We start from the raw sequence: 25,944 nt of genomic DNA on the forward strand, positions 1-25,944 counted from the left end.
CGGTCACAAATGCTCGCTGTCGGTGTGCATTCCTCCGCGCTCGGACAGAAACGGTCGCGATTCCCGAGAAACTCCAGCCGATTTTGGCCGAGCACGAACCCTTCAGCCATTTCTGGCCGAGCAACCGCGGCTGGTACGGATGCTGCGCTACAGCGCGCGCGTCAGCGACTGGATCAGCGGCGGGAGCGTGCCGAGCACGATCGGCGACCTCGCCATGTTGAGGTCGCTGCTTCCCTCGAGGATCGACTCCTGCATCGCTGCTTCGTAAACGTTGAGAATGAGCCGCGTCACATCCACGGGATCGATGATGAACTCGAGTCCGACCGATCGAACGGCATCGTCGAGCCTCGCGGCGAGCTGCGACTGGAAGTTGCGCTGGAACTCGAGGTACGACGAGGCGACGCTCGAGTCCCGCATGGCGAGCAGCCGGAACTCCGACTGAACGAGGCACCACCGACGGTCATCGCCCTGCAGCTCGAGGAACTGCATCACGATCTGGCTGAGCGTACCCTCGGTCACCGCAGCCGCGACATCGACGCCAGGCAGAATCGAGTCGACGCCCTCCTGCAAGCGCTCGAACCTCAGCCGGTTCTCCCGCTCGGCGAGTGCGAAGAAGAGTTCTTCCTTCGACTCGAAGTTCGAGTAGAAGGCACCTCGAGTGAAATTCGCGCGCTCGGTGATCATTTCAACTGATGCCGCGTGAATCCCGGTCTCGGCGAACACCTCGTATGCGGCGTCGATCAAACGATCCCGGGTTTTGCGACGGCGCGTGGATTCGCCCTGCGCTTCCGATTGTTCGACTGAAAGAGACACCCTGACACCTTACTGAGAGAGTTTTGCGATACACCAGTGTATCGGATACATTCGTGTATTGAATACGCCGGTGTATCTCACGCGTAACCCCACACACACCCCGCCCTCCTAGGAGACTCGTGTCCTCACTGCTCTACTCACTTGGTCGCTGGGCGTTTCGCGCGCGCGGCATCGTCGTCGGCGCCTGGATCCTCATCCTTGCCCTCGTCGGCGGTGGCGCTCTCCTGTTCAACCAGGGACTCGACAACTCGATCTCCATCCCCGGCACCGAGTCGCAGCGTGCGCTCGACTCACTGTCGACGACGTTCCCGCAGGTGAGTGGCGCGTCAGCACAGCTCGCGATTGTGGCGCCGGAGGGCGAGAAGGTCACCGACGAGGCCGTCGCAACGGCCATCACCGACGGCGTCGACGCGCTCAACGACATCGAGGGCGTCGAGAGCGCCGTCTCGCCGTTCGACGAGAACATCGACGGCGCGGTCAGCGACGACGAGCGCGCGGCACTCATCAGCATCCAGCTCGACGGCCCGCAGTACGAGGTCACCGAGGCAACCAAAGACGCCCTGATTGCAGAAGCGGATGCCATCGCTGACGCACTTCCGGACGGTTCGGAATCCGCGCTCGGCGGCCAGCTGTTCAGCACGAGCTTCCCGGTCCTCACGGCGACCGAACTCATCGGTGTCGGCGTTGCACTGGTGGTGCTCCTCCTCACGCTCGGCTCCTTCCTCGCGGCAGGGATGCCACTGCTGACCGCCCTGCTCGGCGTCGGCATTTCTGTTGCCCTCATCTTCGTCGCAACGGCGTTCGGTTCGATCACGTCGACGACGCCCATGCTCTCGCTCATGCTCGGCCTCGCGGTCGGCATCGACTACGCGCTCTTCATCATCTCGAGATACCAGGAGCAACTCAGGGACGGCCTCGATACCGAGGAGTCTGCCGCCCGAAGCGTCGCGACGGCGGGCAGCGCTGTCATCTTCGCGGGGCTCACGGTCATCATCGCGCTCGTCGGCCTTGGCGTTGCCGGCATCCCGTTCCTCACGATCATGGGTATCTCCGCTGCGGCCGGTGTCGCCGTCGCCGTGCTCATCTCCCTCACCCTGATCCCCGCGCTCCTGGGCTTCGCCGGTGAGCGGCTGCGCCCGAAGCCGGCCAAGCCGACGCGGAAGGCGCGCCGCGCCCACGCTGCAGCGCACGCGGAGGCCACTGCCGCCCACGCTGAGGGACGTTCCGGCGCACACGTCGATGTCGCAGACGCTGGCGAGCTCCCGGCATCCGCCCACCGCCCCAACCGTTTCTTCTCGGGCTGGGTGAAGACGGCGACGCGATTCCCGATCGTCACGATCCTCGCCGTCGTCGCCGTGCTCGGCCTCGCCTCCGCGCCAGCTCTCGGCCTGCGCCTCGCGCTGCCGGATGCCGGTGGCCTGCCCGAGGGTGACCCGGCTCGCGTCACCTACGACATCGTCTCCGACCACTTCGGTGAGGGCTTCAACGGCCCGCTCATCGTTACGGGCAGCATCGTCACATCGAACGACCCGCTTGGCCTCATGGACGACCTCAAGAGCGAGATCGAAAAGCTCGACGGCGTGGAAGCTGTTCCCCTGGCGACGCCGAACGAGACGGCTGACACCGGCATCGTGCAGGTCATTCCGACCGGCGGTCCCGACTCTCCGGAGACCAAGGCGCTCGTCGCCGAGATCCGTGACATGCACGAATACTTCCTCGAGGAGTATGACGTCGACCTCTCGGTCACGGGCTTCACTGCCGTCGGCATCGACGTGTCGGACAAGCTCGGTGCTGCGCTGCTGCCGTTCGGTGTCGTCGTTGTCGGCCTGTCACTCATCCTGCTCACGATGGTGTTCCGCTCGATCTGGGTGCCGATCAAGGCGACGCTTGGCTACCTGCTCAGCGTCTGCGCGTCATTCGGTGTCGTCGCCCTGGTGTTCGAGTACGGATGGTTCGCCGAGGCGCTCCACATCCAGCCGGGCAGCCCCGTGATCAGCTTCATGCCGATCATCCTGATGGGCGTACTGTTCGGTCTGGCCATGGACTACGAGGTATTCCTCGTCGCCCGCATGCGCGAGGACTACGTCCACTCGGGCAAGGCGCGTGAATCGGTCACGACAGGGTTCATCGGCTCAGCGAAGGTCGTCACGGCGGCCGCGATCATCATGTTCGCCGTGTTCGCTGCCTTCGTCCCAGAGGGTGACACCAACATCAAGCCCATCGCGCTTGGCCTCGCCGTCGGCGTCTTCGTCGACGCGTTCATCGTGCGGATGACGCTCGTCCCCGCCGTGCTCGCCCTGCTCGGCGAGAAGGCGTGGTGGATCCCGAAGTGGCTCGACCGCGTGCTGCCGTCGTTCGACGTCGAGGGTGAGGGTGTCGCGAAGGAGATCGAGTTGCGCACCTGGCCGAGCCCCGAGTCGACGGATGTCGCAACCGCTGAGGGCCTGTCCCTCGACGCCGGCACGACCACCCTGTTCGAGAACGTCTCGTTCTCGGTGCCGGAGGACGGCACACTCGTGGTCTCCTCCACTCGCGATGCCAGCGTCACCGCGCTGCTCCTCACCCTGTCGGGACGCATGGCGGCAGACTCGGGCGTCCTCAAGGTCGCCGGGTACGTTGCCGGCGTGCGGGCGGCGTCCATTCGATCGCGCGTCGCATTCGTCTCGCTCGGCGATGCAACCGATCCGGTCCGCGACCTCACCGATGCGCTCGGCGAGAACCCGCGCCTGGTCGTGATCGACGGCATTGACCAGGTGACGGATGCCGTTGCGCGCCGAAACATCTACGACGCTCTCGTCTCCGCCCAGGGCGCGGCGGCGAAGAACGAGACCACTCTCGCGGTTGCCGTCGGCACCGCATTCCCCGAGGCGCTGGCAGATGCCGTTCCCGGTGTCGGGACAGCCGTCCGGGTCGACTTGACACACTCAGAACTCACGCACGAAGCAGAGGTATCCGCATGAGCACCCCACTCGCACGTTTCACGGCCTCACGGGCCACAGGTCGCATCACCTGGCGCTCGGTCCTCGGCATCCTCCTCGTCCCGCTCGTGGTTGCGGGAGTGCTCGTCTGGGCGTTCTGGAACCCCCAGGAGCGACTCGACACGGTGACCGCTGCCATCGTCAACCTCGACGAGCCAGTCGAACTCGACGGCCAGACCGTGCCGCTCGGCCGGCAGCTCGCCGCCGGACTCGTCGGCGGAGGCTCGAGCGACTCATCGGCAAGCGCCGCGGGTGCCGACCTTGAAGACACCAACTACAACTGGGTTCTCACCGACGAGAAGGACGCCGAGGACGGGCTGAAGTCGGGCCGGTTCACGGCTGTCGTCACGATTCCCGAGGACTTCTCCGCGGCGGCTACCTCGTTCTCCGGCGATGCTGCTGAGGCCGAGAAGGCCACCATCGACGTTGAGACGAGCGACAAGAGCCGCCTCGTGGATGACGCCATCAGCTCTGTCATCACCACGACGGCCGCGAGCGTCGTGGGCAACGAACTGACGACCAGCTACCTCGAGAACATCTACATCGGGTTCAACACGCTCGGCGACCAGCTGGGAACCGCTGCCGATGGCGCCAAGGAGCTGGCCACCGGCGCAACTTCGCTCGCCGATGGTGCGGCCCAGCTCGCGGGGGGAACCACCGAGTTCTCCGGCGGAGTGTCGAGCCTGTCCACGGGAATCAACGAGTACACCGATGGGGTGTCGCAGCTGTCGAGCGGACTCGCGACGCTGCAGCAGCAGACCAGCGCGCTTCCGGGCGCGACGAGCCAGCTCGCCACCGGCGCGAACGGTGTCGCTGACGGCATCGACGCGTTCATCGCCGGCATGGGTCAGCAGGGGCAGGCGCTCGCTGCGCTTTCCAGCCAGTGCGCGTCGGCGGCCCTTCCGATGCCCGACGGTTCAGAGAATCCTTTCTGCACTAACCTCGCCGCCCTCGCGGCTGGCTCCACGGACCCGGCCGCCGCTGCACAGACGGCGCAGCTCCAGACCGGCGCTCGCGAACTGGCGAATGGCGCCACTCAGCTCTCCAGCAACATGCCAGCCCTCGTCTCGGGAATCGGCACGATCGCATCCGGTGCCAGCGAACTCGCCGCGGGTGGAACCACCCTCAACGCCGGCGCACTCGAACTCGCTACCGGTGCAGCAGACCTCGCGACCGGTGCCACCGGGGTATCCGACGGCGCTGCCGGCCTGGCCGGCGGTGTCGACTCCCTGGCGTCGGGGCTTGCCGAGGCGACGGATGCCATCCCGAGCTACACCGAGACCGAGCGCGAGACGCTCGCCGATGTCGTCGCGACTCCGATCGTCGCTGAAGGCGAGGGCGACGGTCTCTCCTTCGGCACGAGCGGTGTTCCGTTCTTCGCGGCTCTTGCCCTGTGGCTCGGAGCGTTCGCGAGCTTCCTGGTGCTGCGCGCTGTTCCGCAGCGCGTACTCGGATCGACCCGCCCGTCGGCACTCCTCGCGTTCAAGGCGTGGCTGCCCGGAGCGATCGTCGGTGCTGTGCAGGGCCTGCTCGTTGCTGCGATCCTCCAGCCGTTGATGGAGCTGGATGCCGCCGGCTGGTTCGGCTTCGCGGCCATCGCTGCCCTCGCCGGTATCGCGTTCGCGTCGACGAACCAGGCCCTCAACGCCGTGTTCGGCGGGGCCGGACGGTTTGTCTCGATGATCGTTGCGCTCGTCCTGATCGCCACGAGCATCATCGCGACGGCACCGGCGGCGCTCGATTCGGCGGTCGGCTTCATGCCGCTGCAGCCGGCGCTGAACGCGTTCCAGTCCGTCGTGGCGGGTGGCGGTGGCCTCCCGGCCGCGATCACCGGTCTCGTCCTGTGGACGCTCGCCGCCTTCGCCGCCACCACCCTGGCCGTGGTCAAGTCGCGGTCGGTGACCGCGAGGCAGCTGGTGCCGCGCCTGGCCTAACAGAGGCGCAACGTCGGCCCGGCGGCACCCCCGCCGGGCCGACGCACTCAGCACAGGAGATCGCACGGTTTTCAGGACAGCATCAGCACAATCGTCCTGACAACCGTGCGATTTCCTGTTAAACCGCTGTCGTGAGCGGATGCCGTGGGGCGGAGCTATGAAGCGGATGCCGTGGGCGGTTGCCGGTTACCGGCCCGCCACCACGGTCCCCTGGTGAAACCGCATCACCGGTGCGCCGGTCGAGGTGTCCCACAGCGACGAGTGGCGGCTGTCGCGCTCGTCCCCTCGAATCAGATAGGTGACGAGGGTGAGCCCGTCGGCCAGGTTCGTGAACTGCCAGTCGTCGACGGCCGGGACCTCGCTCGAATCCTCGCTGACGAGCGCGCCGAGGATCTCCTCGCGGGTCCACCGTCGACCGGAACGGCCGATCTCAACGAACTCCGGATGCAGCAGTGCGCGCAGTCGATCGGCGTCGCCGCGCACCGCGGGTGACAAAAGAGCGAGTTCGGCGTCACGAATCGCTGAGTAGGTGTCCACGGCACCAGTGTGCCAGTGCTGACGCGATCGGGCGCGCACGACAGCGCGCTACAGCAGCGGCATCCCCGTGGCGACCTCGGCCTCGGCCCAGATGGCTGAAGCGATGCGCGGGTTCGTCGTCACCTTCGCCGGTCGCGCCACAACCGGCTCGCCCCTGACGAGGAACCGCGGTGCATAGAACGAGCCGCCAACGGCATCAGGATCGATCGCGGCCCGAACGATCGGCCACGCACCGGCTTCCTTGCTCTGAGTGAACGGCGTCTGCAGCGTATCGACAAAGCGATCGAATCGAGCCGGCTCGTTCACACCGGGGACCGTCCTCGTGCGACCGGAGATCGAATAACCGGGGTGAGCGACGAGCGAGCGGGTGCTGCTTCCTCGCGCGGTCAGCCGCCGGTCGAGCTCGAAGGCAAACGAGGTGAGCATGATCTTCGACGTGGCGTACGCGGTCCAGCCGGAATAGCGCCGCTCGAGCTGCAGGTCGTCCGTGTCGAGCCGAACGAGCAGGGTCGCGAGGCTCCCGAGCGAGACCACGCGCGAGGCCGCTGTCCGTTCGAGGGCGGGCAGAGCCGCGGCGGTGAGCGCGAACGCCCCGAAGAAGTTCGTCCCTGTGACGAGTTCGAGTCCGTCCACGGTCTGCTCGCGGTGCCGCGGGGCATGGATGACCCCAGCGTTGTTCACGAGCACATCGAGGCGCGGCAACTCCGCGAGCCGGGCGCCGGCATCGCGCACACTCGACAGGTCAGCGACGTCGATGGGCACAACCGTGAGGTCCGCGGCTGGCACGTGTGCGCGAATTGCCCGCACCGCGGCATCCGCTCGCTCAGCGTTTCGAGTGAGGAGAAGAACGGATGCTCCGGCACCGGCCAGCTGATACGCGGTCCAGAACCCGATGCCCGCGTTTGCACCACTAACGGCGACGACCTTGCCCGTTGAGTCCGGCAGGTCGGCGGGGTTCCAGGTCATCGCTCCCCGTTCGCGATCTGCTCGTGGTGGTGGATGACCTCGGCGACGACGAAGTTGAACCACTTTTCGGCGAAGGCCGGGTCGAGCTGCGCGTCTTCGGCGAGGGCACGGAGCCGCGTGATCTGGCGCTTCTCCCGTTCGGGATCCGCGGCGGGAAGGTCGTGCTCGGCCTTGAGCCTGCCGACCTGCTGGGTGGCTTTAAAGCGTTCGGCGAGCATGTGGATCAGAGCGGCATCGATGTTGTCGATGGTGGATCTCAAACTGAGGAGCTCTGCTGTTGCGTCGGTGTCGGCCATGAACTCAATCTATCGTGCAGCCCGGCAGCGCCTGTCTCGCCGGCCCGCCCAGCGGCCCGCCCGCAATGCTGCCCCCGCAGCGCTGCCCCTCAGTACCACCCCGCAATCCTGCCCCCGCAGTGCTGCCCCGCGCCGAACCCGAACGGCGCGAGGCAACACCGGTCTTAGAGCCGCTCGGGCTGGCTGAGCACCCTGGTGAGCACCGGGCTGGTGGCCTTGAGCGAGAGCCAGACCAGCAGCACGCCACCGATGAGGCAGCCGGCGATGACGAGGAGCGACGCCGGTGCGATCACAATGGTGATCCCGACGAGCGGCAGAACGAGCACAGCGCCAATGAGCGCTGACCCGAAGGCGACGAACCGCAGCGGACCCATGATCGTGCGAGACCTGGAACTCTCGATCACCTCGCGCGGCATCCCGAGCCGGTCAAGGCTGACGTAGAGGTCGCGGCGGTCGAGGACATTCGCTGCCTGGTTCACCCCGACCGAACAGGCCACCATGAGGAAGCTCATGACGACGGTGATGATGATGCCGGTGCGCACGTCGGCGAGCAGAAGCCTCGTGGCGTCGTCGTAATCACCAGTGAGCGTATTCACGAAGGCGATCCCGGTGCCAGCGACGACGGCGATGAAACTCGTCATCGCAACGCCTGACACCTGCCTCCACGCGGCCTTGGGAGATTCCAGGATGCCACGGGCCGCAATCAGCTGCGCAGCCGTCTTCGCACGACGGAGTGACAGCTTCGCGGCGATCCCCAGCGCCCACGGGCCGATGAGGTTCAGCACGCCGATCCCGATCCCGATGCCGGTACCGAGGACGAGAATGGTGAGCGCCATATCGGCGATTCCCGCCATCGAACTCAACAGCAGATAGGCGACGAGGATCGCGACGACACCGATGACGAGGCGCATCCAGTGCATCTTCGGAGCGGACTGGCGGGTGCGGACGCCGAGTGGCGAGATCGTCACCTGGCGGAGTCCGATCGCCGCGCTGATCGCAGCGAGCGCAGCGATGGCGACGACGACGAGTGCGAGAATCCCTGGGCCAACCCAGAGTTCCCCAGCGCCGATGGCAGCGCCACCGAACGGGATGAGGCCCACGAAGGGCATCGCGACCAGGTAGAGCACGATACCTGCAAGAGAACCGAGCACGGCGATCGCCGTTGACTCGAGGACGGTCATCTGCGTCACGACACCCGGCGTCGCGCCGAGCAGTCGCAGCGTGGCAAGACGGTCATCCCGTCGCCGGGCGGACAGCCTCGCCGCGGCGCCGCCGAGGGAGGCAAGCGGCACGAGGAGCAGAACCAGGGCGAGCACACTGAGCATCTGGTAAATGGGCGCGTCGGCGTTGTCCTCGAGAGTCCAGCGCCAGAACATGAGTCCTCCGCCGAGCACAATCAGTACGAGGGCCGTCGTGACCGCGAAAGCGATTCCGGGCAAGAGGAGCACCGCGGTGCTCTGTGCGCTCGGTCGTGCGAGCAGCCAGGTCAGGCGGGCGATCGGCGCACGCCCGGAAGGGCGAGGGGCGGATGCCGTCTGCGGCGAGAACGCGGCGGTTGCGGTCATGCTGACACCCCGGTGGTTCCGGTCGTCGAGCCAGCGGCGCCAGCGCCAGGCGCACCGGCGGTGACCCCGGTCGCGTCCGGGAGTACCCGGCCGTCGCGGACCCGGACGATCCGGGAGCAGCGGGCGGCAACCGTCTGATCGTGCGTGACGACGACGAGGGCGTGACCCTGCCCAACTGTAGATCCGAGCAGGGCGCTCATCACGTCATCGCTCGTTGCCGAATCGAGCGCCCCGGTGGGTTCGTCGGCGAACACGACGGTCGCACCGGTGACCTGGGCGCGGGCGATGGCGACGCGCTGTGCCTGCCCACCGGAGAGTTCGCCGATTCGGCGCGTTTCCAGGCCGGCGAGGCCGAGGGCTCCGAGCCAGTGCTGAGCGCGCCCCTCAGCTTCACGCCGGGGGTACCCGGCGAGCATGAGCGGAAGAGCCGTGTTCTCGATGGCGGTGAGTTCCGGAATCAGGAGCCCCTGCTGGAAGACGAAACCGAAAGCCTCGCGACGCAGCTTCGAGCGGTCGCGCTCATTCATCGCTGTGACGTCGACGGCTCCACCCGCCGACTGGAATTCGACGCGACCGGAGTCCGGGGAGGTGATTCCCGCGAGGGTGTGCAGAAGGGTGGTCTTGCCTGACCCTGATGCGCCCATGATGGCCACGGATTCCCCGGCCCTGATCTGGATGTCCACTCCGGCGAGGGCTGTGCTCGGACCGTAGGTCTTCACGAGCGCTGAACCGGACAGGATGGCCGGGGCGGAGAACGAGGTGATCGGAGGTGTTGCGTACTGGTGAGACGGGCGCTGGTTAGTCGGGTACTGGGGCGTCGAAAAAGTCATGATTCCAGACTCGCCGCCAGCCGGCATCCGCACATCGTGCCCGAGGTTGACGCGGGGTCATCCTCGAGGGTGACCCTGGGTCAGGCGGGCCGCCTGGGCAACCGGATTCGCTTCTGGGTCAGCAGGATGCCGACGAAGACGATGACAGCACCGAGCGGCTCGTTGAAGCCGAGGGTCTCGGAGAGCAGGAGAACCCCGAGGATCACTCCGGCGACAGGGGTGATGTATGTGACGCTCGAGGTGGCCGTCGGCCCCCACGCCGCGAGGACGTTCATGTTCCAGATGTAGACGATCCCGGTTCCGAAGGCGCCGAGAGCGACGAGGCTGAGCACGACCCAGATGTCGAGCTCGACGCTTTGCCAGGCGATGACGGGGGTGAGCAGGAGCATGATCACCCCGGCGATGCCGATGTACATGAACGCCGCGGTGATCGACGGCACCCGATAGGGAGCGAGGAACTTCTTGAGGTAGCCAAAGCTGAAGCCGTAGGAGGCGACAGCGCCGATGCACGCGAGCTGGCCCTGCCAGTTGCCGATCAGGGCACCGGCCTGCCACGGTGCGACGATGATGATCACACCGAGGATGCCGATGCCAACACCGAGCACCTGGCCGGCGCTGAGCTTCTCGACCCGGAAGAGGAGCGTCGCCATGAGCGCCGTCATGATCGGGGTGACGGCGTTGAGAATCGACGCGAGGCTCGACGAGATGTACTGCTCGCTCCACGCAAAGAGCGTGTACGGGATGACGCAGTAGGTGATGGCGATCACCGTGAAGTGCAGCCAGATCTTGGGGTTGCGCGGAAGCCTCGCGCGGGTCGCGAGCGCAATGATGCCGAGGGTGATGGCGCCGAGCAGGATCCGGGTCCACGCGACCTGGCCGAAGGACACCCCGGTCAGCGCAACCTTCATGAAGAGGAAACTTGCGCCCCAGACCAGTCCCATGCCGATGAACTGGAGGGTGATCCGGCTCGATGGTGCGCTGGCGGAGGACGGGTCTCCGAGATTCTGAACGGAGAGAGAAGTTGCAGTGCGAGACACCTCAACAATCTACTCGCGGGGCGGATCGGCAACTGGCGGAAATTAGCCATCGAACCACGAGATCCTGCCCACCGAGGGAGCACGACCTGGCCGACGCCAATGGTCAGTGACGCCATCGGTCAGCGCAGGGCTACCGTCAGCCCAAGGGCATCCGTCAGCCCAGGGCCACCGGGCCGTCGAAGGCAGCGAGCCTCGTTTCCAGACCGGCACGCACATCGGGCCACTCCTCGACGATCACTGAGAAGAGCGCTGTGGTCCGCCAGCTGCCGTCCGCGCGACGTTTATCGCGGCGGATGAGGCCCTCGAACGTGGCGCCGATTTTGGCGATTGCTGCGCGGGAACGTTCGTTGCGCTCATCCGCCTGGATCGTGACCCGGCCGAATCCGTTATCGAACGCGAGGCCGAGCAACAGCAGCTTGGCTTCGGGGTTCACCGCGGTTCCCCAGACCCGTGGGTCGTATGCCGTCCAGCCGATTTGGGTGTGTTCACTCGCCTCGTTGAAATCGCCGAGGGTCGACGTGCCAACGATGACGCCGTCGGACTCACCGCCGACGAGCCGGATCGTGAACGACTGGTTGCCCCCGACAGCGAAGTACGACTCGGCGAAGCTCCGGAAGGCGGCGAAGTCTTCCGGCAGTCCGTGGGGCCCGCCGCCATACCCGCCGGCGAAGACCTCCGGGTGTGCGATCGCCGAGAACAGGCCGGGATAGTCGTCTGGGGTTATCGGATCGAGTCGGATGAACCGCCCGATGACTGGCGCGGGGTCCGGGATGCGTGCGGTCACCGAATCAGCATAGGGCTCGTTATGCCTTCACCAGGCAGGTCGGCGAGCCCGCTTCGATCGAGCCGATCCGCTTTGACGGGATGCCGCGGGCGTCGAGGAGGAACGTCGCGATCTCGTTTGACTTCTGGTTGGCGACGTGGAGGAAGCGGCCAGACTCGGCGTGGTGTCTCGGCCAGTCTCCGCCGGAGTCGACATCCGAAATCGCGCGCACGGTTGAACCGTCGCCGCCGATGGAAAGGGTCGATACCCGGTTGGTGCCGCGAATCGAGACGTGCAGTTGTTCCCGTGATGCGGCAACGCTGATCTCCGAGGCGTTGTCGCCGTCTTCGAGAGAGTCTGCTGTTGCCCGCACGGAGGACACGACCCGCCAGGCACCGTCGTCACCGCGTCCGAGGGTGAAGACCTCGTTGGAGTACTCGGTGATGACGTGAACGTGTCCTGACGGGTGAAACACGAGGTGCCTCGGGCCGACACCGAACGGCAGGACAACCTCCTGGCTCAGGATCGGGCGGGCGCCGGAGCGACGCCAGATCCTCACCGTGTCGTGGCCGAGGTCCGTCGTTGCGAAGCGGCCATCCGGCAGCACCAGCGACGCGTGTGCGCGGGACGGGCGATCCACGGCGGCGTCATCAACCGCCTTTCGGAGTGCGAGCTCCGCGAAGGGATCATCGCCGAAGTCGGTGTTCTCCAGTTCGGCCGCACGGGCGGCGAGCGGATCTCCGTACGGGTCGTTGGATGCGGGAGCGACGACACCCTCACCGGCGAGCGCACCGCTGGCAGCGAGCGGGAAGAGCAGCACACGGCCGTCGCCGTAACAACTGGCGATGAGGGTCGAACCGTCGGGCGTCACGGTGAGCTGGCACACCGAGTCCCCCGCTTCGAGGGGTCGGCCGAGCGGGACGAGTCCTGCCTCACCGCGTCTGGCAAGCGCTTCGACCTGGCCGGAGCCCTCGAGCGCCGCGTAGATCACGGGCAGTGTCGGGTGGTTCGCGAGGAATGATGGCGACTCGACCTGCGAGTGCGACACCGGCTTGAGCGTGCCCGTTTCTTCCTGGCGCAGTGCGCTGATTCCGTCGCCGGAGCCGCCGGCATCCGCTGTATATGAACCGAGCCAGAAGAGCGGGGTGGGGTCGTCGAGCTGAGCCATGTCTTTCAGTCTGGCAGCAGTTCGTGCGAGCATGAACCATGGCTACGGCGGAGAAGTTTTCGAGGGCGGCTGATGCGTTTGTCGACGTGGTGCGCGGCATCAAGATCGACCAGTGGGAGACGCTCGGACTTGGCGTCTGGAGCGTCCGATCGCTTGTCGGGCATGCGGCTCGGGCACTCATCACTGTGGGTGATTATCTCGAGCTCGACCCGGCGACGCAGGTCGACATGGAGACAGCTGGCGACTACTACGGGCAGATCTACCTCGTCTATACGAACCCCGAGGCGATCGCGCAGCGTGGCGTGCAGGCAGGGATAGCACTCGGAGATCACCCGATCGACCGGATCGAGGCACTCACGAAGCGCGCACTCGACCTGATTTCGGTGCAGGATGCCGGTCGGCTGGTGTCGCTCGGCGGCATGGGCATTCCGTTGGATGAGTACCTCAAGACGCGGGTGTTCGAGCTGGTCGTTCACTCCATCGACATTGCGCGGGCAACGGGCCAGGTTGCGCACTTCGCTCCTGACCTGATCGAGGAGTCGGCGTCTCTCGCGGCGGGGATCGCGGCGAGGAAGGGCGACGGCGAACTGGTGCTGATGGCGCTGACCGGTCGGGAGCCACTGCCCGAGCGGTTCAGTGTGGTGTGAAACGACCCGGTTCTTTTCCGCGAGCGCCGTGCGGGGTATCGTCGAACGATGAGTTTCATCGAAGCTCGCGAGCTTCGGAAGACGTACTCCCCCAAGGGCGCCAACCCGGTCCACGCACTGGACGGGCTGGATCTCTCTGTGCCCCAGGGCACGATCACCGCGATTCTCGGCCCGAATGGTGCAGGGAAGACGACCGCGGTGAAGGTGCTCACAACGCTTATCGTTCCCGACAGCGGTTCAGTGACCATCGGCGGCATCGATGTTGTTGCACGGCCGGAGGCCATCCGTCCGATCATCGGTGTCTCGGGCCAGTACGCCGCGGTCGACGAAAACCTGACGGGGTTCGAGAACCTCGACATGGTTGGCCGGCTCTATCACCTCGGCGCGAAGGCGTCGCGTGCGCGTGCTCGGGAACTGATCGCACTGTTCGAGCTGTCCGAGGCGCAGAACCGACCGGTGAAGGGATTCTCCGGAGGGATGCGCCGCCGGATCGACCTTGCCGGTGCGCTAGTGACGAGACCGAGTGTGCTGTTCCTTGACGAACCGACCACCGGTCTCGACCCGCGCAGTCGGCTGGGAATGTGGGACATCATCAGGTCGCTCGTCGACGGGGGTACGACGGTACTTCTCACCACCCAGTACCTCGAGGAAGCCGACCAGCTTGCTGACGACATCAGTGTGATCGACACGGGCAAGGTGATCGCGAAGGGAACGGCCGATGAGCTCAAGGCGTCTGTCGGCGGACAGCGGGTGGAGCTGAACCTCGTGACAGCGGACGACGTCGTTGACGCCGTTGAGGTTCTGCGTCGCTTCGGCACAGTGGAACCAGCGATATCGAACGACTCCCGCACGGTTACCGTGAGTGTCGAGAGTGGGCCTGAGGCCTTGCAGCTCGTCCTCGGTGAGCTCAACGTCAGAAATGTCGCACTCTTCGACGCGGGGATGCGACGACCGACGCTCGACGATGTCTTCCTCCGGCTCACGGGTCACATTGCCACAGCAGAGCTCGACGAGGAAAACGACGAACCGGATGCCGGCACTCGGAAGAGGACGTCGGCGTGACCGAAACGCGCACCCCCGGGATAGACATTCCGCATCAGCCGGGAGCGATCGTCGGCTGGCTCAATGACGGCTGGATCACGACGAGGCGCAACCTCATCAAGATCAAGCGGGTGCCGGACATCCTCGTCTTCACGACCCTGCAGCCGATCATGTTCGTCCTTCTCTTCACCTACGTGTACGCGGGAGTGATCGAGATCCCCGGCAGCACATACGCCGACTTCATCATGGCCGGTATCTTTGCGCAGACCGTTGTTTTCGGGTCGACATACTCCGGTTCGGCGATGGCACAGGACTTGAAGGACGGCATCATCGACAGGTTCCGCACCCTGCCGATGAGTCCGTCGGCGGTGCTCGTCGGACGGACGAACGGGGACCTGCTGATCAACACACTCTCGATGGTCGTGATGATGGCGACAGGCTTCATTGTCGGCTGGCGTATCCACTCGAGCTTCCTCGAGGCTGTTGCGGCTGTCGCACTCCTTCTCCTCTTTGCCTATGCGCTGTCCTGGGTGATGGCGTATCTCGGGATGACCGTGCGGAGCCCGGAGGTAATCAACAATGTGTCGTTCCTCGTCCTGTTCCCGCTCACCTTCATCTCAAACGCTTTCGTTCCCGCCGAGACTCTGCCCGGTCCGCTCAGGACGTTCGCGGAATGGAATCCGGTGACATCCCTGGTGCAGGCCGCGCGGGAGCTGTTCGGCAATGTCCCACCGAGCACTCCTGTCGGTGACAGCTGGGTGCAGCAGAACCCTGCGGTTGCGGTTCTGATCGGCGTTGCCGTGATTCTTCTTATCTTTGTGCCGCTCAGCGTACGGCGATTCTCACGGGTCACCTCACGGTGAGATCAGGACCCCCGTGCGGGGGTGTTACGCAAATCTTGATCAAGCTCCGCAATCTTGCAGAAAACCTGACGGTTGGCATCCGTCAATCCTGATCCGGGCCGGTCAGACTCAATCCAGTGGCCACCCGAGGCCACGACCCCGGACGGTTCCCCTGACCGTCCGAGGGCAGATGCCCGGTTGAGTAGAGAGTGGGGCACGGTGACGTTTTCCCCGGACGACCAGCACCTCATCCTCGCCGGGCATCTGCCTGTTTTCGACGACAAACCCCTCAACGATCTGCTCGAGGCTCTCGAGAATGACACCGATGCGGTAGCACGGTTCGTTGAGGCGTTCGTGGACCAGTGGCCTGACAGGGTGACGCGGATTGCCGATCGTCTGCGCGCCGCGGACAGCGGGGGCGCGCTGACGGCCATTCTCAGCGTCAAAGTGTCGAGCGGGATGATCGGCGCGACCCGCCTGGCGTCGTTCTCAACCGGACTGGAGAATGCGGTGCGCAGCGCAGACTTCGCTGCCGCCCTCAGGGGTCTTCCCATGCTTCGGGAAATCGGGGAAGCCACCCTGCTCGCGCTCCCCGTGCGGTGGTCAATCTCCGACGTCGCTGTCGCGTCCTGAGCCTCTTCGTGCCGCATCGAGCGCATCGAGCCGCATCGAGCCGCCAGCGAAGTAGGCAGCTTCAGCGAGTGCAGATCAGGCTGGGAACTCGGGTTCGCGGGCCGGAGGCAGTCGGTATCCCACTCCACGCACGGTCTCGACCCAGCGGGGGCGCTTGGGGTCATCGGACAGTTTGCGACGCAGGTTTGCGAAGTGAACCTCGATCGCTCGCTCCTCCGACTCACTGACGAAGTCGTTCGCGACATATTCCTCATCGCGGAGTTCGCGAACGAGATCCGCCTTTGAGCGCACCCGGCGCTTACTGCTCAGCAGCGACCGGAGCAGGTCGAACTCTGTCCGCGTCAGGTCGAGCTCGGAATCGTTGAGCTCGACGGTGCGGGTGTCTGCGTTGAGCGTGATCCCGTTGTGGCGGAACACCAGTTCGCCAGCGTCGTCGTCAGCAGGATTGCCGAGTGTCACCGGGTTCGCTTCGCGCACCGATATCGGCGCTGTCGAGGAGGAGTCGCGCGTCTGTCCTGACGCCGGCCCTGTCTGGCCCGGCACCTGGGTGGCTGACTGTCCGATCGGCTGCGTTTCAGGAATCGGTGAAGGCGCACCCGCCTGGCCCGCGGCATCCGTTTGATCTGACGAAGCCGAGCTGCGGGGGCGGCGCATCATCGCGCCGATGCGCGCTCGCAGTTCGCGTGGCCGGAACGGTTTGACGACGTAATCGTCGGCGCCGGACTCGAGGCCGAAGAGCAGGTCCGCTTCGTCGCCCTGTGCGGTGATCATGACGATGTAGCAGTCGCTGAACAGCCGGATACGGCGTGCGACCTCGAGCCCGTCGATATCGATGAGTCCGATGTCCAGGGTTACAACGCTGGGCGACAGTGTGCGGACGAGTTCGACGCCTTCGGCCCCGTCTGCGGTCGACGAAACATCGAACCCGGCTTGGCGAAGCACAGTTTCGATGAGGCCACGAATGTCGCCATCGTCTTCGATCACAACGGCGGTGCGGCTAGTACGTTCAGACATTTTTCCGCTATTCCCAGACCGGCACACCAACTGGCAAGGGAGCTAGCTGCCTTGATGTGGAGCGTGACCCCCTGTCACGCTCCCTAAACCTTAGTGGGACTGGGAGGGTGTGGAAGTTTTTCGCTTACCCCCCAGAAAGAGGAGTCCGATTGTGGTAACGATCGCGGCGACGATCAGAAGGTCGCGGGCAGACGTTCCCGTGCTCGGAAGATTCGGGATGAGGGAGGCGAGGGGGTCGTCAGTCGCGGGTTGCGTCGGTGTGGACTCCGGCAGATCTGCTGCTGTAACAATGAGTGACAGGTCGATGCTCTGTTGCTGGGTGGCATTGCCCGAGGAGAAAGGCAACTCGAAGGTCACCTCGATGGGGACCGAGGATGCCGCGCTGCGTCCCAGGTCGAAGACGGCAGCACCCGTCATCAGAGCGGATGCCGTCGACGAGAGTTCGATTCCTTTGGTGCGGATGCTGATCAGCACGTCTTCTTCAACGGCGGCGGCTGTCGTGCGTGCGGCATCCGACCAGCTACCGAGGGTGATGAGAAGGTTTGAGTCGCCCTCGCCGGTTCGGTGAGCGATGACTGTCGTACTTACTTTGTCGCCCGGGACCATCACCCAGTCGCTGAACAGTGTGCCGACCGGGCTGCCGTCGATGCGGGTGAGGTGAAGCGCGCGGTCGTCACCTTCAGCGTGTGCGACTGTGGGAGCAGCAGCGAGACCGAGGATGCTGACCGTTGCGATCGCGATGAGGGCTGCGGCGATGCGGGCGAAGCAGTGGCGGGTCAGAAGATGTCTGGTCATTTGACGAACACCTCGACTGCGAGATTCTGAGGAGGGAGAGTGCCCCACCACTCGAGAACGACGTACTGGACGGCGTTTCCAGTGGTGTCACGGAGGACCCGCTGGGGGTCGCCCGCCGCAACCGTCGGCAGGGTGGTCGGGGTTGCGAGCGGGGCAGCACTCGGTGTGGTCACCGGAGTGATGCGGAAGTTCTGGTATCTCGTAACCAACGTGTCACGCGGACAGGACGTGCCGTCAACGTCCACCGTCTTCCAGCCCCACCACGGGAATTCCAGAACATCGCACTGCGCCTGCTGCTTGGTCGTAGTGGGCCAGGTTCCACCCGGTGCGTAGTACTTTTCGCCGAGGTAGGTGACCGAGTTTCCCGAGATCGCGTTGAGTGAGCCCAGGGAATCGTCCATCGAGAAGGCCTCGGTGCCGACAACACCGTTTCCACGCGCGACTGTGCACTCCTCGACGTCTCCCCGCGAGGGAACAACACACACGGGATCTGCTGCGGCGCGTGCGCCGTTCTTGGTACGAGCTTCGTCGAGAAGCCACGAATAGCGCATTGTGGTCGGATTCGGGTTTCCCCGTGTGGCTCCCGTAGCTCCGCGATGCAGGTCGCGAAGCTCCGGTCCAACGCCTGTGGCGTTGGCGGCGGGGTTCAACCGTGCCGATGCAAAGGATCCGAGGACCGGGGCCTTACCGCTCTTCCAGTTCAGCCCTTCGCCGTTGGGGTAGTTGCCGCGCCAGGCTGTGGCCTTGACGTTGAGCCCGTTCATCGAGGTCTGCCCACAGCCCCACAATCGCACACCGAGCTGATCGGCCACAGCGCCAGTAGCCGGCGGACCCGCGACGACGTTACCGGCGATCGGCTCCACAGGCTGGAAACTGCCGTCGTTGGCAACGGGAATGACCGCGATATGCGTGGTGCTGGTGGCTGACAGGGCGAACGAATCAAATGTCGTCGCGTCGTTCAGGCTGTACACGTTCTTGTACTGGGATGCTCCCGGCACAGCACACCAGTCACCCGCGGTGGTCGTGGCTGAGGTGGCAGCTTTGTTGCTCGTGAGGTTGGCACCGGTGGTCGCTGCGGGCAGTCCCACGGCCAGAAGGCCAACGATGACGGCGAGAGCAGCGGCAGTTCTGGACCTGGTGCTCTTGGTGGGCTTGCTGTTTGGGTGACGAGTCATGGAGTTGCTGTTCCGTGTCATGGTTGCCTCGCCACCTGAGTGAGCGTGGCATTGACGGTGAAGGCCGGAATGCCGGTGAGGCGAATTCCCTTCAGGTTCCACGCTGCGGCGTCACACGACGCACCTGAGCAGGGAATCGAGAGCGTCATGGCGAAGGTGCAGGTGGCGCCTTTTGCGAGCGATGTGGTGGTTCTGATGTTCGCCTGGACCGTCTCACCAACCGTGGTGACGGCATCCGCTTGACAACCGGCACTTGGGACTATCGAGTACTGAAGTCCATTAGCTTCGAGGGCCTTGAGGGTGTTGTTTTTCGTCGCCGAGATCGTTCCACTGAGCGCGGCCGGGGTGGCCGACGTGGCCGAGTTGGTGACGGTGAAGGTGATTTTCTGACCACGGACGCCTGGGACGATTCCGCCAGTGCCCCGCGGCGACAAATTGGCCGGCTGGGCCGAGATCGCGACAGTTTCCCAGCTGGAGGAAAGCACATCAACGGTGAGGCTTCCACCCGTTGCATCGGCGATGACACTGGACGTGGAGTCGTTGAGCGACGCTGTTGTCACCGGTCCACCGATGAGGGCTGCCGCCGCCACCAACGCAAGTGCCGCTCCGATGAGCGGCCTCTTGTGATTTCGGCGTTCGGCCGTTGTGTGGATTACCACGTGATCTAACCCGCAACCTGCGTCAGGGAGTATGTGGCTGACAGCTTGACCTGTCCGCCCATGGTGTCGTTGTATTGACCGGGGGTTCCCCACGGGAAAGCGATCTCGACGACGACGGGGAGTACCTTCTTGCCGTTGACGACCTTGGCCTGCTGGTCGAGCGTCGTGGGGGTCAGGGTGACCGACTGTCCGCCGGTCGGTTCTGCAACCAGTGGAAGCTTGCTGGTGGCTGCGCCGACACCAGTAACCGTCTTGGTGAGGGCATTCTTCAGAAGGACGTCGGCGGGCTTTGCTGTTGAGACAGCCTCCACGTTCGGGACGAGCGTGAACGTGGCCTTCATGTTGTCGCCGACGAGTGCCACGGGAACATTCACCGTGGCGATTAGGACGTCGCCGGGAACGATCGATCCGCCGGCGTACTTGACCGGGGTACCGATGTTGGTCTTGCCGTCGGTGCGCTGCACGATCTTGGCGTCGATGTCGCCGAGACCGATGGTACCGAGGTCGAGCTGACCCGACTGGATTTCATGGGCGACGCTGGTTTCGCTGTCAGACCAGAAAGCGAGGGTGTTGGCGCCACCGAGAAGGAGGGTGGAACCGAGGACCGCAGCGATGGAAGCTCCGATGAGAGTGCGAGTCGACTTCTTCATGGGGTTCCTTTCGTGCGGTGGTGAAGTGAGTGGGGGTGCTGGTCGAGCGGGTCGAGCGGGTGTTCAGTGCGGATATATGGGCCCTGCCATGTCGTGAACACGACAGGGCCCGTGGGATCAGCTTCGGGGCTGATCCCGCCTCCGCTGCAGGTGAAGCTACTTACTTAGCCGGTGTGGCCGGGGCGGCAGCGGTTGCCGCCTGCTGCACGAGCTCGTAGTCGACGGTGAAGTCGAGTGTCTGCAGCTGTGCGACCTGCCCGGCGGTGAGGGAGTCGAAGGTGACCGTGATGGTCACGGGAACCGTACCGTCCATCGCGCCGATGATCCTGGTTGAGCCTGCCTCGTCGTCGCCGACCTGAGTGACCTCAGCGTCGAGTGCGGCGAGGAGCTCAGCGACGGAAGCCGCGCTGGTGCCCGCCTGAGCAACGAGTTCGGGGTCGGAGACCGTGAGAACCGCTTCGATGTTCTGGCCGGTGAGGGTAACCGGTACCTCCATCACCGTGGTGAGGACGTCACCGGGAACGATTGAACCCGTGAGAGGAGCGGCGGCGCGGGTTCCGTTGGTGACTGTCCACGCCTGGCTGTCAGCGGTGATCGCGCCGAGGTCGAGCGAGCCAGAGGAGATGGTCTGCTTGGCGCTGGTCGCGCTGTCGTTCCAGTAAGCCAGGGTGCCAGCTCCACCGAGGAGGAGGACCGCACCGACTGTTGCGGCGACTGCGGCTGTCGTTGTCTTCTTCATATTGAACTTCTTCATGGTGTGCTTCTTTCTCTGGGCCTGGCAGCGGAGGAGCTACCGGAGTCTGTGGGTGTTTTCCGCTTTCGCTTCCAACAAGATCGATATTTCCCGTCCTCGATCAAGAACAACCCAGCCGGATCCGCAAGGTTCCGACAGTTCTTCGACAAACACACAAGGTTTGCGCAAGATTTGCCACATACCGCGGATGAGAGCGTGATCACGCCATCTTTCGGATTGCTTGAGGAAGGGGTTCCATCTCGCTTCAAGTCGAACAAATCAGGTGCGACCGTCGCCGATCAGACTTCCTCCGAGAAGCTGAGGGACGGGCCCGGCCAGCTCGTCTGGATCGAACACACTTTCGTTTTTATTAGACCTACTCTTACCTTTGAGTCGAAGTGATGTCAGTGGTGTGGTGTTGACTTGTGGTATGGAAAACAACGACAGAGCCGTCGATCCTCCGGGCGACGAGAATCACGATCCACCCGATAGCGGTGCGGATGCCGCTTCGCGCGGGCCGCAGTCCGAGCAGAGACTCGCGCCTGGCTCAGAGCCGAAGTCGGAGCCTGAGCCCAATGGGGAGTCCGAGTCTCGGCCCGATCCCGACGCCCTTGTGCCAGTTCCTGATCCCGACGCGGAACCGGAGTCGGAACCCGATCCCGACGCGGAACCGGAGTCGGGGTCTACCAGCCCAGAGCGCAATACCGTCGCTGCGCCCGAGCCCGAGCGACAATTCGGACCCGAGTCCGACCCAGCGCCCGATGCGGATGCCGGTGCGGGCGTAGAGCCCGATGTCGATTCCGATTCGGAATCTCAGCCCGAGGCTGAGCCTGAGCCGACGTTGGTTGCGCGGATTGCTGACACGTGCACGGCGCTGGTTGAGGCGGTAGGGCAGGTGGAGCGGTTGGAGGCCCGTCAGGCGGCGTGGAAGGCGGAGTTCATCGACCGGGCCAGGACCCTCGCGCTGAGCGCAGAGGAGGGCGTTCTCGACACCGCCCGGCCAGCGACGCAGACCGTGGCGCAACGCGCAGCGGAGCGCCGGGATCTGGCGTTGCGGTCGTTCACGGCTGAACTGGCGTGTGTTTTGCGCGTGTCTGAACGCACGGCGACCGCGTTGATCGATGACAGCGAAGCGTTGATGCACCGGCTGCCGGCCACTCTCACGGCGTTGCGGGAGGGAGACATCAGTTACCGGCATGCCCAGCAGTTGGTCGACCAGACCAGCACCCTCACCGCCGAGGAAGCGACGGAGCTCGAAGAGAAGGCGTTGCCGTTCGCCCGGACGATGACGGTGGCGAGGTTTCGGCAGAAGACGAGGATGTTGCGGGAACGGTTGTGCCCGGAATCCGCGGTCGCCCGGTGTCGGAAGTCGGTAACCGATCGGCGGGTAGAACTGATCCCGGCACCGGACGGAATGGCCTGGCTGAACCTGTTCACCACCGCACCGGCCGCGGAAACGATCTTCGACACCATCCGTGCCCAGTCGATGAAACTGCAATCACCGCTCGAACCACGCACCCTGTCCCAGTTGGACGCCGATGTGGTGTTCGCGGCGATGATGGAGGCGTTCACCGGTGAGTTCACCCTGCCCGACCCCACCGGCACCCGGCTCTTCGGCACCGGCCTCGGCACCCGCAATCCCTACACCGACCCGCACTCCGATGCTCCCAACGGCAACGGCAACGGCAGCAGCTCCGGCACCAGCACGGGTAGGGACACGGACACGGGAATCGGAAACACGGCCGTCGACGACGACGCCTCACGCAGGCACACCGACACCGGTGATCGGCGCAGGCCAAGCCGGTCAGGGCCGGGACGCGACCCCGCGACCGCGTTCCGGAAGATCGTGCCCACGGTGATGGTCACCGTCCCGGTACTCACCCTCCTCGGTAAAAGTGTGGAACCGGGCAACCTCGACGGATACGGGCCCATCGACCCGGACACCGCACGGGAACTCGCCTCCCAGGCACCGGAGTTCAGCCGGATCCTGACCCATCCCGAAACCGGAGTCGCCCTGTCCCTCGGCCACACCAAATACACCCCATCGAAAGCGATGCGACGGTTCCTCCGGTACCGCGACGGGTACTGCCGGTTCCCCGGCTGCACCCGCAAAGCGGTGTCCAGCGATATCGACCACACCGACCCATACGAGACCGGCGGAAACACCGACTTCGACAACCTCGCCAGCCTCTGCCCCAAGCACCACAAACTGAAACACGAAACCGGGTGGAACGTCGAGCAACTCGGTGACGGGATCCTGAAATGGACCTCACCCCACGGACGGGAATACCTCACCCACCCCGAGAACCCAGTGCGCAACCCGATCCCACCGGCGAAAGCGGCACCACCAAAGCCTTCGAATCCCGGCCCCGGAAGCGCTCCGGACGACACGGATGCCCCGTCAACCCAGGCACAGGAGGAAGACACCCGACTGAACAACGTCTACACCCGACTCCTCGACGCCCAGAAAGAGAAACGTGAGAGGGAGAGAAACGACACGGAGAACCGCGACGAGGCACCAGACGACGAGTCAGCAGACCCCAACGAACCACCATTCTGAGCCACACAGGGGCCTCGGGCACACACGGGTCGCGCACACCTAAAGTTCGGGCACACGGGTCACGCACACCTGAGGGTCGGGCACACCTAAGGGGTCGCGCACACCGACCGCACACGCTGAGGGGACGACCGTGCGGGGGCTGGCGTGACTGACGCCCAAACCGTGATCTATGACGGGCACGCGAACACGGCGACCGGCGTAGCATCCGTTTCAACAGTTCTCATGAAGGGATGGATCGCAATGAAGCGTTCCGTTGCACTCATCATCAGCGCACTGATGGGTGCCGTTTTTCTCAGCGCAGGCAGCATCGCCGCGACGGCAGCTCCGTACTGCGGCATTACCTGGGGGTCACTCCCCGACAGCCAAAGTCTCTCAGCACCCGATGCACCGATCACAAACGCTCGGCCGGGTGAGCACCCGTGCTTTGACCGGTTCGTCGTCGACGTCCGAGGAGACATCCTCGGGTTCGATGTCCGCTACGTATCGCAGGTCGTCCAGGATGGGTCGGGTACACCCGTTCCCCTCCGTGGAGCCGCTGATCTTCAGGTCATCGCCCTCGCGCCCGACTACGACATCAACAACAACATGGCCGTGACATACAACCCCGCAAACGACAGTGAGGCGCTCAACGTCACCGGGTACGAGACATTCCGCCAGGTCGCGTTCGCCGGTAGCTTCGAAGGGCAAAGCACCTTCGGGCTCGGGGTTCGTGCACGATTGCCATTCCGCACGTTCATCCTGGACGGCCCGGGAGGTGGAAGCCGTCTCGTCGTCGACGTCGCGCACCGGTGGTGACACCTGACACCTGACACCTGACACCTGACACCTGACACCTGACACCTGACACCTCGACCGCATCCTGAGTGACGGCGGCGCGACAATCCCCGATCTCGCGTCGCCGATGCCGCGGAAGAGCTAGCGCGACTGACCGCCGATGCCGTCTGCCCGATCGCCACGCTCGCCACGCTCGCGCCTGAGGCTCCGACGGGTGGGAAGCTCGCTGAGGGTGTCGGCCCCCCGCTCGGACGCGGGCACCGTGGCGGGCTTGGGGGACTCGGCGGACTCGGCGGACTCGGCGGACTCGGACGGCTCGAGGAGTTCGGTGGGCTCGGGGAACTCGGACGGCTCGAGGAGTTCGGTGGGCTCGGGGAACTCGGAGGGCTTGACAGGCTCGCCGGGCTTGGCGGACTCGGGGAGCTCGGACAAGGTGGGGCGCTCGGCGATAGCGATGGGGGCAAGCTTCTCGACGGTTGAAGTGTCCATTGCGGCTGAAATGTCCGTCGTGGCTAAATCATCAGTCGAGACTGAAGCGCTTGTCGCGGCTGAATCATTCATCGCGCGTGCATCGTCAGCGGATCGTTCGTGAGCGGATGGAACGTCCGTCGCGGCCGATCCGGTCATCGCGGCTGAAGCGTTCATCGCGCGTGCATCGTCAGCGGATCGTTCGTGAGCGGATGGAACGTCCGTCGCGGCCGATCCGGTCATCGCGGCTGAAGCGTTCATCGCGCGTGCATCGTCAGCGAATGAGTAGTCCGCCGCAGGTGAGCCAACCCGAGCCACAGGCTCGGAATTCGTCGCGGCGGCTTGGTCGTTCGTCGCGGCGGCTTGGTCGTCGGTCACGGCGGCTTTGTCTTCGCCCGGAGCGCCCTTCTTCCGACGAACCACCGTGACCACAAGCGTCACCACCGCGTAGCCAATCAGCGCAACGCCCAGCCCTTGAGCGAGCCAGGTACGGGTGTCGCTCGTGACTCCGTTGGTGACGTATCCGATGACCGGAAGCCAGTACCAAACCTTGCCACGAACCTGTTCCTCACGAACGAGCTCCTGGTCAGGAACCGGATTCGCGTCACCCTGCGTTTCAAGCCGGACTCCCTCGGGAGTCACATTCACACCGATCACCCGGTGCGTCACGACCTCCGGCTCACCGGAGGAAATCTGGTAGGTGATGACATCGCCAACGGAAATCGCAGCAAAGTCGATTGGCTTCACCACAACCGTTGTTCCCGGTGGCATCGACGGACGCATCGACCCGGTCAACACCGTGTACGGCGTGGATCCGGTAAGCCGAGGCACAAGCACAAAACCGATGATCAGCAACCCACAGCCGATGAGCACAGCCCAGCTGACAACACGAAGCAGGATGCCCGGAAGCCGGCTCAGCAAAGAACCCCTCGGCTCCGCGGAAGAACCGTCGCTGACAGATCCATCGGCGGGACCGTCAGCAGAAGGGCTGACAGCTCCATCGGCAGAAGAAGCATCCGCATCAACAGACGGATGCATCGTCGCATCCGTCACAGGTTCGCCCATC

General features: G+C 64.9%; 24 protein-coding genes. 8 read left to right on the forward strand and 16 right to left on the reverse strand.

The genetic code is table 11. The features are described 5' to 3' along the window. Positions 1-147: 147 nt before the first annotated feature. The gene (locus tag AC1X6S_RS12140; protein WP_483406014.1) at positions 148-813 is read right to left on the reverse strand and encodes a TetR/AcrR family transcriptional regulator; all 666 of its coding nucleotides are present in this window, start codon (positions 811-813) and stop codon (positions 148-150) included. A 119-nt stretch (positions 814-932) separates the two neighbouring features. Here AC1X6S_RS12140 and AC1X6S_RS12145 point away from each other — a divergent pair, with 119 nt between their 5' ends. Beyond that, positions 933-3,773: an MMPL family transporter gene (locus tag AC1X6S_RS12145; protein WP_483406015.1), complete on the forward strand. Its 2,841-nt coding sequence runs from the start codon at positions 933-935 to the stop codon at positions 3,771-3,773. Continuing rightward, positions 3,770-5,725 (forward strand): YhgE/Pip domain-containing protein, encoded by a 1,956-nt coding sequence (locus tag AC1X6S_RS12150; protein ID WP_483406016.1) that lies wholly within the window; start codon positions 3,770-3,772, stop codon positions 5,723-5,725. The genes AC1X6S_RS12145 and AC1X6S_RS12150 overlap by 4 nt, the downstream gene beginning before the upstream one ends. A 186-nt stretch (positions 5,726-5,911) precedes the next feature. Here AC1X6S_RS12150 and AC1X6S_RS12155 read toward each other — a convergent pair whose 3' ends face one another. The 8 genes from AC1X6S_RS12155 to AC1X6S_RS12190 form a co-directional block, all read right to left on the reverse strand. Then, positions 5,912-6,262: a nuclear transport factor 2 family protein gene (locus tag AC1X6S_RS12155; protein ID WP_483406017.1), complete on the reverse strand. Its 351-nt coding sequence runs from the start codon at positions 6,260-6,262 to the stop codon at positions 5,912-5,914. A 48-nt stretch (positions 6,263-6,310) separates the two neighbouring features. Then, positions 6,311-7,228, reverse strand: coding sequence for an SDR family NAD(P)-dependent oxidoreductase (locus tag AC1X6S_RS12160; protein WP_483406018.1), 918 nt, complete (start codon positions 7,226-7,228; stop codon positions 6,311-6,313). Then, positions 7,225-7,524: a chorismate mutase gene (locus tag AC1X6S_RS12165; protein ID WP_483406019.1), complete on the reverse strand. Its 300-nt coding sequence runs from the start codon at positions 7,522-7,524 to the stop codon at positions 7,225-7,227. The genes AC1X6S_RS12160 and AC1X6S_RS12165 overlap by 4 nt, the downstream gene beginning before the upstream one ends. Positions 7,525-7,688: 164 nt before the next feature. Continuing rightward, on the reverse strand, positions 7,689-9,089 hold the full coding sequence (locus tag AC1X6S_RS12170; RefSeq protein WP_483406020.1) for an FtsX-like permease family protein: 1,401 nt from the start codon (positions 9,087-9,089) through the stop codon (positions 7,689-7,691). Further along, positions 9,086-9,919 carry an ABC transporter ATP-binding protein gene (locus tag AC1X6S_RS12175; protein WP_483406021.1) on the reverse strand — a complete coding sequence of 278 codons (834 nt, stop codon included), beginning with the start codon at positions 9,917-9,919 and terminating at the stop codon, positions 9,086-9,088. Before AC1X6S_RS12175 ends, AC1X6S_RS12170 begins: the two co-directional genes overlap by 4 nt. An 80-nt stretch (positions 9,920-9,999) precedes the next feature. Next, positions 10,000-10,956 (reverse strand): DMT family transporter, encoded by a 957-nt coding sequence (locus AC1X6S_RS12180; protein WP_483406022.1) that lies wholly within the window; start codon positions 10,954-10,956, stop codon positions 10,000-10,002. A 154-nt stretch (positions 10,957-11,110) separates the two neighbouring features. Further along, positions 11,111-11,740, reverse strand: coding sequence for a GNAT family N-acetyltransferase (locus AC1X6S_RS12185; protein ID WP_483406023.1), 630 nt, complete (start codon positions 11,738-11,740; stop codon positions 11,111-11,113). Positions 11,741-11,759: 19 nt separating this feature from the next. Further along, positions 11,760-12,887, reverse strand: coding sequence for a lactonase family protein (locus tag AC1X6S_RS12190; RefSeq protein WP_483406024.1), 1,128 nt, complete (start codon positions 12,885-12,887; stop codon positions 11,760-11,762). Between the two features lie 38 nt (positions 12,888-12,925). Here AC1X6S_RS12190 and AC1X6S_RS12195 point away from each other — a divergent pair, with 38 nt between their 5' ends. From AC1X6S_RS12195 to AC1X6S_RS12210, 4 genes are all read left to right on the forward strand, one after another. Next, positions 12,926-13,534, forward strand: a complete 609-nt coding sequence (locus tag AC1X6S_RS12195) for a maleylpyruvate isomerase N-terminal domain-containing protein (RefSeq protein WP_483406025.1) — start codon at positions 12,926-12,928, stop codon at positions 13,532-13,534. A gap of 48 nt (positions 13,535-13,582) precedes the next feature. Then, positions 13,583-14,596 carry an ATP-binding cassette domain-containing protein gene (locus AC1X6S_RS12200; RefSeq protein WP_483406026.1) on the forward strand — a complete coding sequence of 338 codons (1,014 nt, stop codon included), beginning with the start codon at positions 13,583-13,585 and terminating at the stop codon, positions 14,594-14,596. Further along, on the forward strand, positions 14,593-15,438 hold the full coding sequence (locus AC1X6S_RS12205; RefSeq protein ID WP_483406027.1) for an ABC transporter permease: 846 nt from the start codon (positions 14,593-14,595) through the stop codon (positions 15,436-15,438). The genes AC1X6S_RS12200 and AC1X6S_RS12205 overlap by 4 nt, the downstream gene beginning before the upstream one ends. 198 nt (positions 15,439-15,636) lie before the next feature. After that, a complete protein-coding gene (locus tag AC1X6S_RS12210; RefSeq protein WP_483406028.1) occupies positions 15,637-16,050 on the forward strand; it encodes an Hpt domain-containing protein in 414 nt (137 codons plus the stop codon). 75 nt (positions 16,051-16,125) lie between these two features. Here the strand turns inward: AC1X6S_RS12210 and AC1X6S_RS12215 are convergent, their stop codons facing one another. The 6 genes from AC1X6S_RS12215 to AC1X6S_RS12240 form a co-directional block, all read right to left on the reverse strand. Continuing rightward, the gene (locus AC1X6S_RS12215; protein ID WP_483406029.1) at positions 16,126-17,064 is read right to left on the reverse strand and encodes a response regulator transcription factor; all 939 of its coding nucleotides are present in this window, start codon (positions 17,062-17,064) and stop codon (positions 16,126-16,128) included. A gap of 90 nt (positions 17,065-17,154) precedes the next feature. Continuing rightward, entirely contained in the window at positions 17,155-17,859 is a 705-nt protein-coding gene (locus AC1X6S_RS12220) for an LPXTG cell wall anchor domain-containing protein (protein ID WP_483406030.1), read from the reverse strand. Beyond that, on the reverse strand, positions 17,856-19,034 hold the full coding sequence (locus tag AC1X6S_RS12225; RefSeq protein ID WP_483406031.1) for a hypothetical protein: 1,179 nt from the start codon (positions 19,032-19,034) through the stop codon (positions 17,856-17,858). The genes AC1X6S_RS12220 and AC1X6S_RS12225 overlap by 4 nt, the downstream gene beginning before the upstream one ends. Positions 19,035-19,051: 17 nt before the next feature. Continuing rightward, positions 19,052-19,693, reverse strand: coding sequence for a hypothetical protein (locus AC1X6S_RS12230; RefSeq protein ID WP_483406032.1), 642 nt, complete (start codon positions 19,691-19,693; stop codon positions 19,052-19,054). Between the two features lie 5 nt (positions 19,694-19,698). Further along, positions 19,699-20,343: an alternate-type signal peptide domain-containing protein gene (locus AC1X6S_RS12235; RefSeq protein ID WP_483406033.1), complete on the reverse strand. Its 645-nt coding sequence runs from the start codon at positions 20,341-20,343 to the stop codon at positions 19,699-19,701. A gap of 160 nt (positions 20,344-20,503) precedes the next feature. Further along, the gene (locus tag AC1X6S_RS12240; RefSeq protein WP_483406034.1) at positions 20,504-21,097 is read right to left on the reverse strand and encodes an alternate-type signal peptide domain-containing protein; all 594 of its coding nucleotides are present in this window, start codon (positions 21,095-21,097) and stop codon (positions 20,504-20,506) included. 409 nt (positions 21,098-21,506) lie between these two features. Here AC1X6S_RS12240 and AC1X6S_RS12245 point away from each other — a divergent pair, with 409 nt between their 5' ends. Together AC1X6S_RS12245 and AC1X6S_RS12250 are read left to right on the forward strand one after the other, a co-directional pair. Next, positions 21,507-23,636, forward strand: coding sequence for an HNH endonuclease signature motif containing protein (locus tag AC1X6S_RS12245; protein ID WP_483406035.1), 2,130 nt, complete (start codon positions 21,507-21,509; stop codon positions 23,634-23,636). 240 nt (positions 23,637-23,876) lie between these two features. Further along, positions 23,877-24,431, forward strand: a complete 555-nt coding sequence (locus AC1X6S_RS12250; protein ID WP_483406705.1) for an AMIN-like domain-containing (lipo)protein — start codon at positions 23,877-23,879, stop codon at positions 24,429-24,431. A 120-nt stretch (positions 24,432-24,551) separates the two neighbouring features. Here the strand turns inward: AC1X6S_RS12250 and AC1X6S_RS12255 are convergent, their stop codons facing one another. After that, positions 24,552-25,943, reverse strand: a complete 1,392-nt coding sequence (locus AC1X6S_RS12255) for a signal peptidase I (protein WP_483406036.1) — start codon at positions 25,941-25,943, stop codon at positions 24,552-24,554. Position 25,944 lies beyond the last annotated feature (1 nt).

This window comes from Mycetocola sp. Y442 (assembly GCF_056898615.1).

Bases quoted from the DNA above. Each gene is read 5' to 3' on its own strand.
- AC1X6S_RS12150 (WP_483406016.1), top strand. From the start codon at position 3,770: ATGAGCACCCCACTCGCACGTTTCACGGCCTCACGGGCCACAGGTCGC.
- AC1X6S_RS12160 (WP_483406018.1), bottom strand. From the start codon at position 7,228: ATGACCTGGAACCCCGCCGACCTGCCGGACTCAACGGGCAAGGTCGTC.
- AC1X6S_RS12165 (WP_483406019.1), bottom strand. From the start codon at position 7,524: ATGGCCGACACCGACGCAACAGCAGAGCTCCTCAGTTTGAGATCCACC.
- AC1X6S_RS12170 (WP_483406020.1), bottom strand. From the start codon at position 9,089: ATGACCGCAACCGCCGCGTTCTCGCCGCAGACGGCATCCGCCCCTCGC.
- AC1X6S_RS12175 (WP_483406021.1), bottom strand. From the start codon at position 9,919: ATGACTTTTTCGACGCCCCAGTACCCGACTAACCAGCGCCCGTCTCAC.
- AC1X6S_RS12190 (WP_483406024.1), bottom strand. From the start codon at position 12,887: ATGGCTCAGCTCGACGACCCCACCCCGCTCTTCTGGCTCGGTTCATAT.
- AC1X6S_RS12195 (WP_483406025.1), top strand. From the start codon at position 12,926: ATGGCTACGGCGGAGAAGTTTTCGAGGGCGGCTGATGCGTTTGTCGAC.
- AC1X6S_RS12200 (WP_483406026.1), top strand. From the start codon at position 13,583: ATGAGTTTCATCGAAGCTCGCGAGCTTCGGAAGACGTACTCCCCCAAG.
- AC1X6S_RS12215 (WP_483406029.1), bottom strand. From the start codon at position 17,064: ATGTCTGAACGTACTAGCCGCACCGCCGTTGTGATCGAAGACGATGGC.
- AC1X6S_RS12220 (WP_483406030.1), bottom strand. From the start codon at position 17,859: ATGACCAGACATCTTCTGACCCGCCACTGCTTCGCCCGCATCGCCGCA.
- AC1X6S_RS12225 (WP_483406031.1), bottom strand. From the start codon at position 19,034: ATGACTCGTCACCCAAACAGCAAGCCCACCAAGAGCACCAGGTCCAGA.
- AC1X6S_RS12235 (WP_483406033.1), bottom strand. From the start codon at position 20,343: ATGAAGAAGTCGACTCGCACTCTCATCGGAGCTTCCATCGCTGCGGTC.
- AC1X6S_RS12240 (WP_483406034.1), bottom strand. From the start codon at position 21,097: ATGAAGAAGTTCAATATGAAGAAGACAACGACAGCCGCAGTCGCCGCA.
- AC1X6S_RS12245 (WP_483406035.1), top strand. From the start codon at position 21,507: ATGGAAAACAACGACAGAGCCGTCGATCCTCCGGGCGACGAGAATCAC.
- AC1X6S_RS12250 (WP_483406705.1), top strand. From the start codon at position 23,877: ATGAAGCGTTCCGTTGCACTCATCATCAGCGCACTGATGGGTGCCGTT.
- AC1X6S_RS12255 (WP_483406036.1), bottom strand. From the start codon at position 25,943: ATGGGCGAACCTGTGACGGATGCGACGATGCATCCGTCTGTTGATGCG.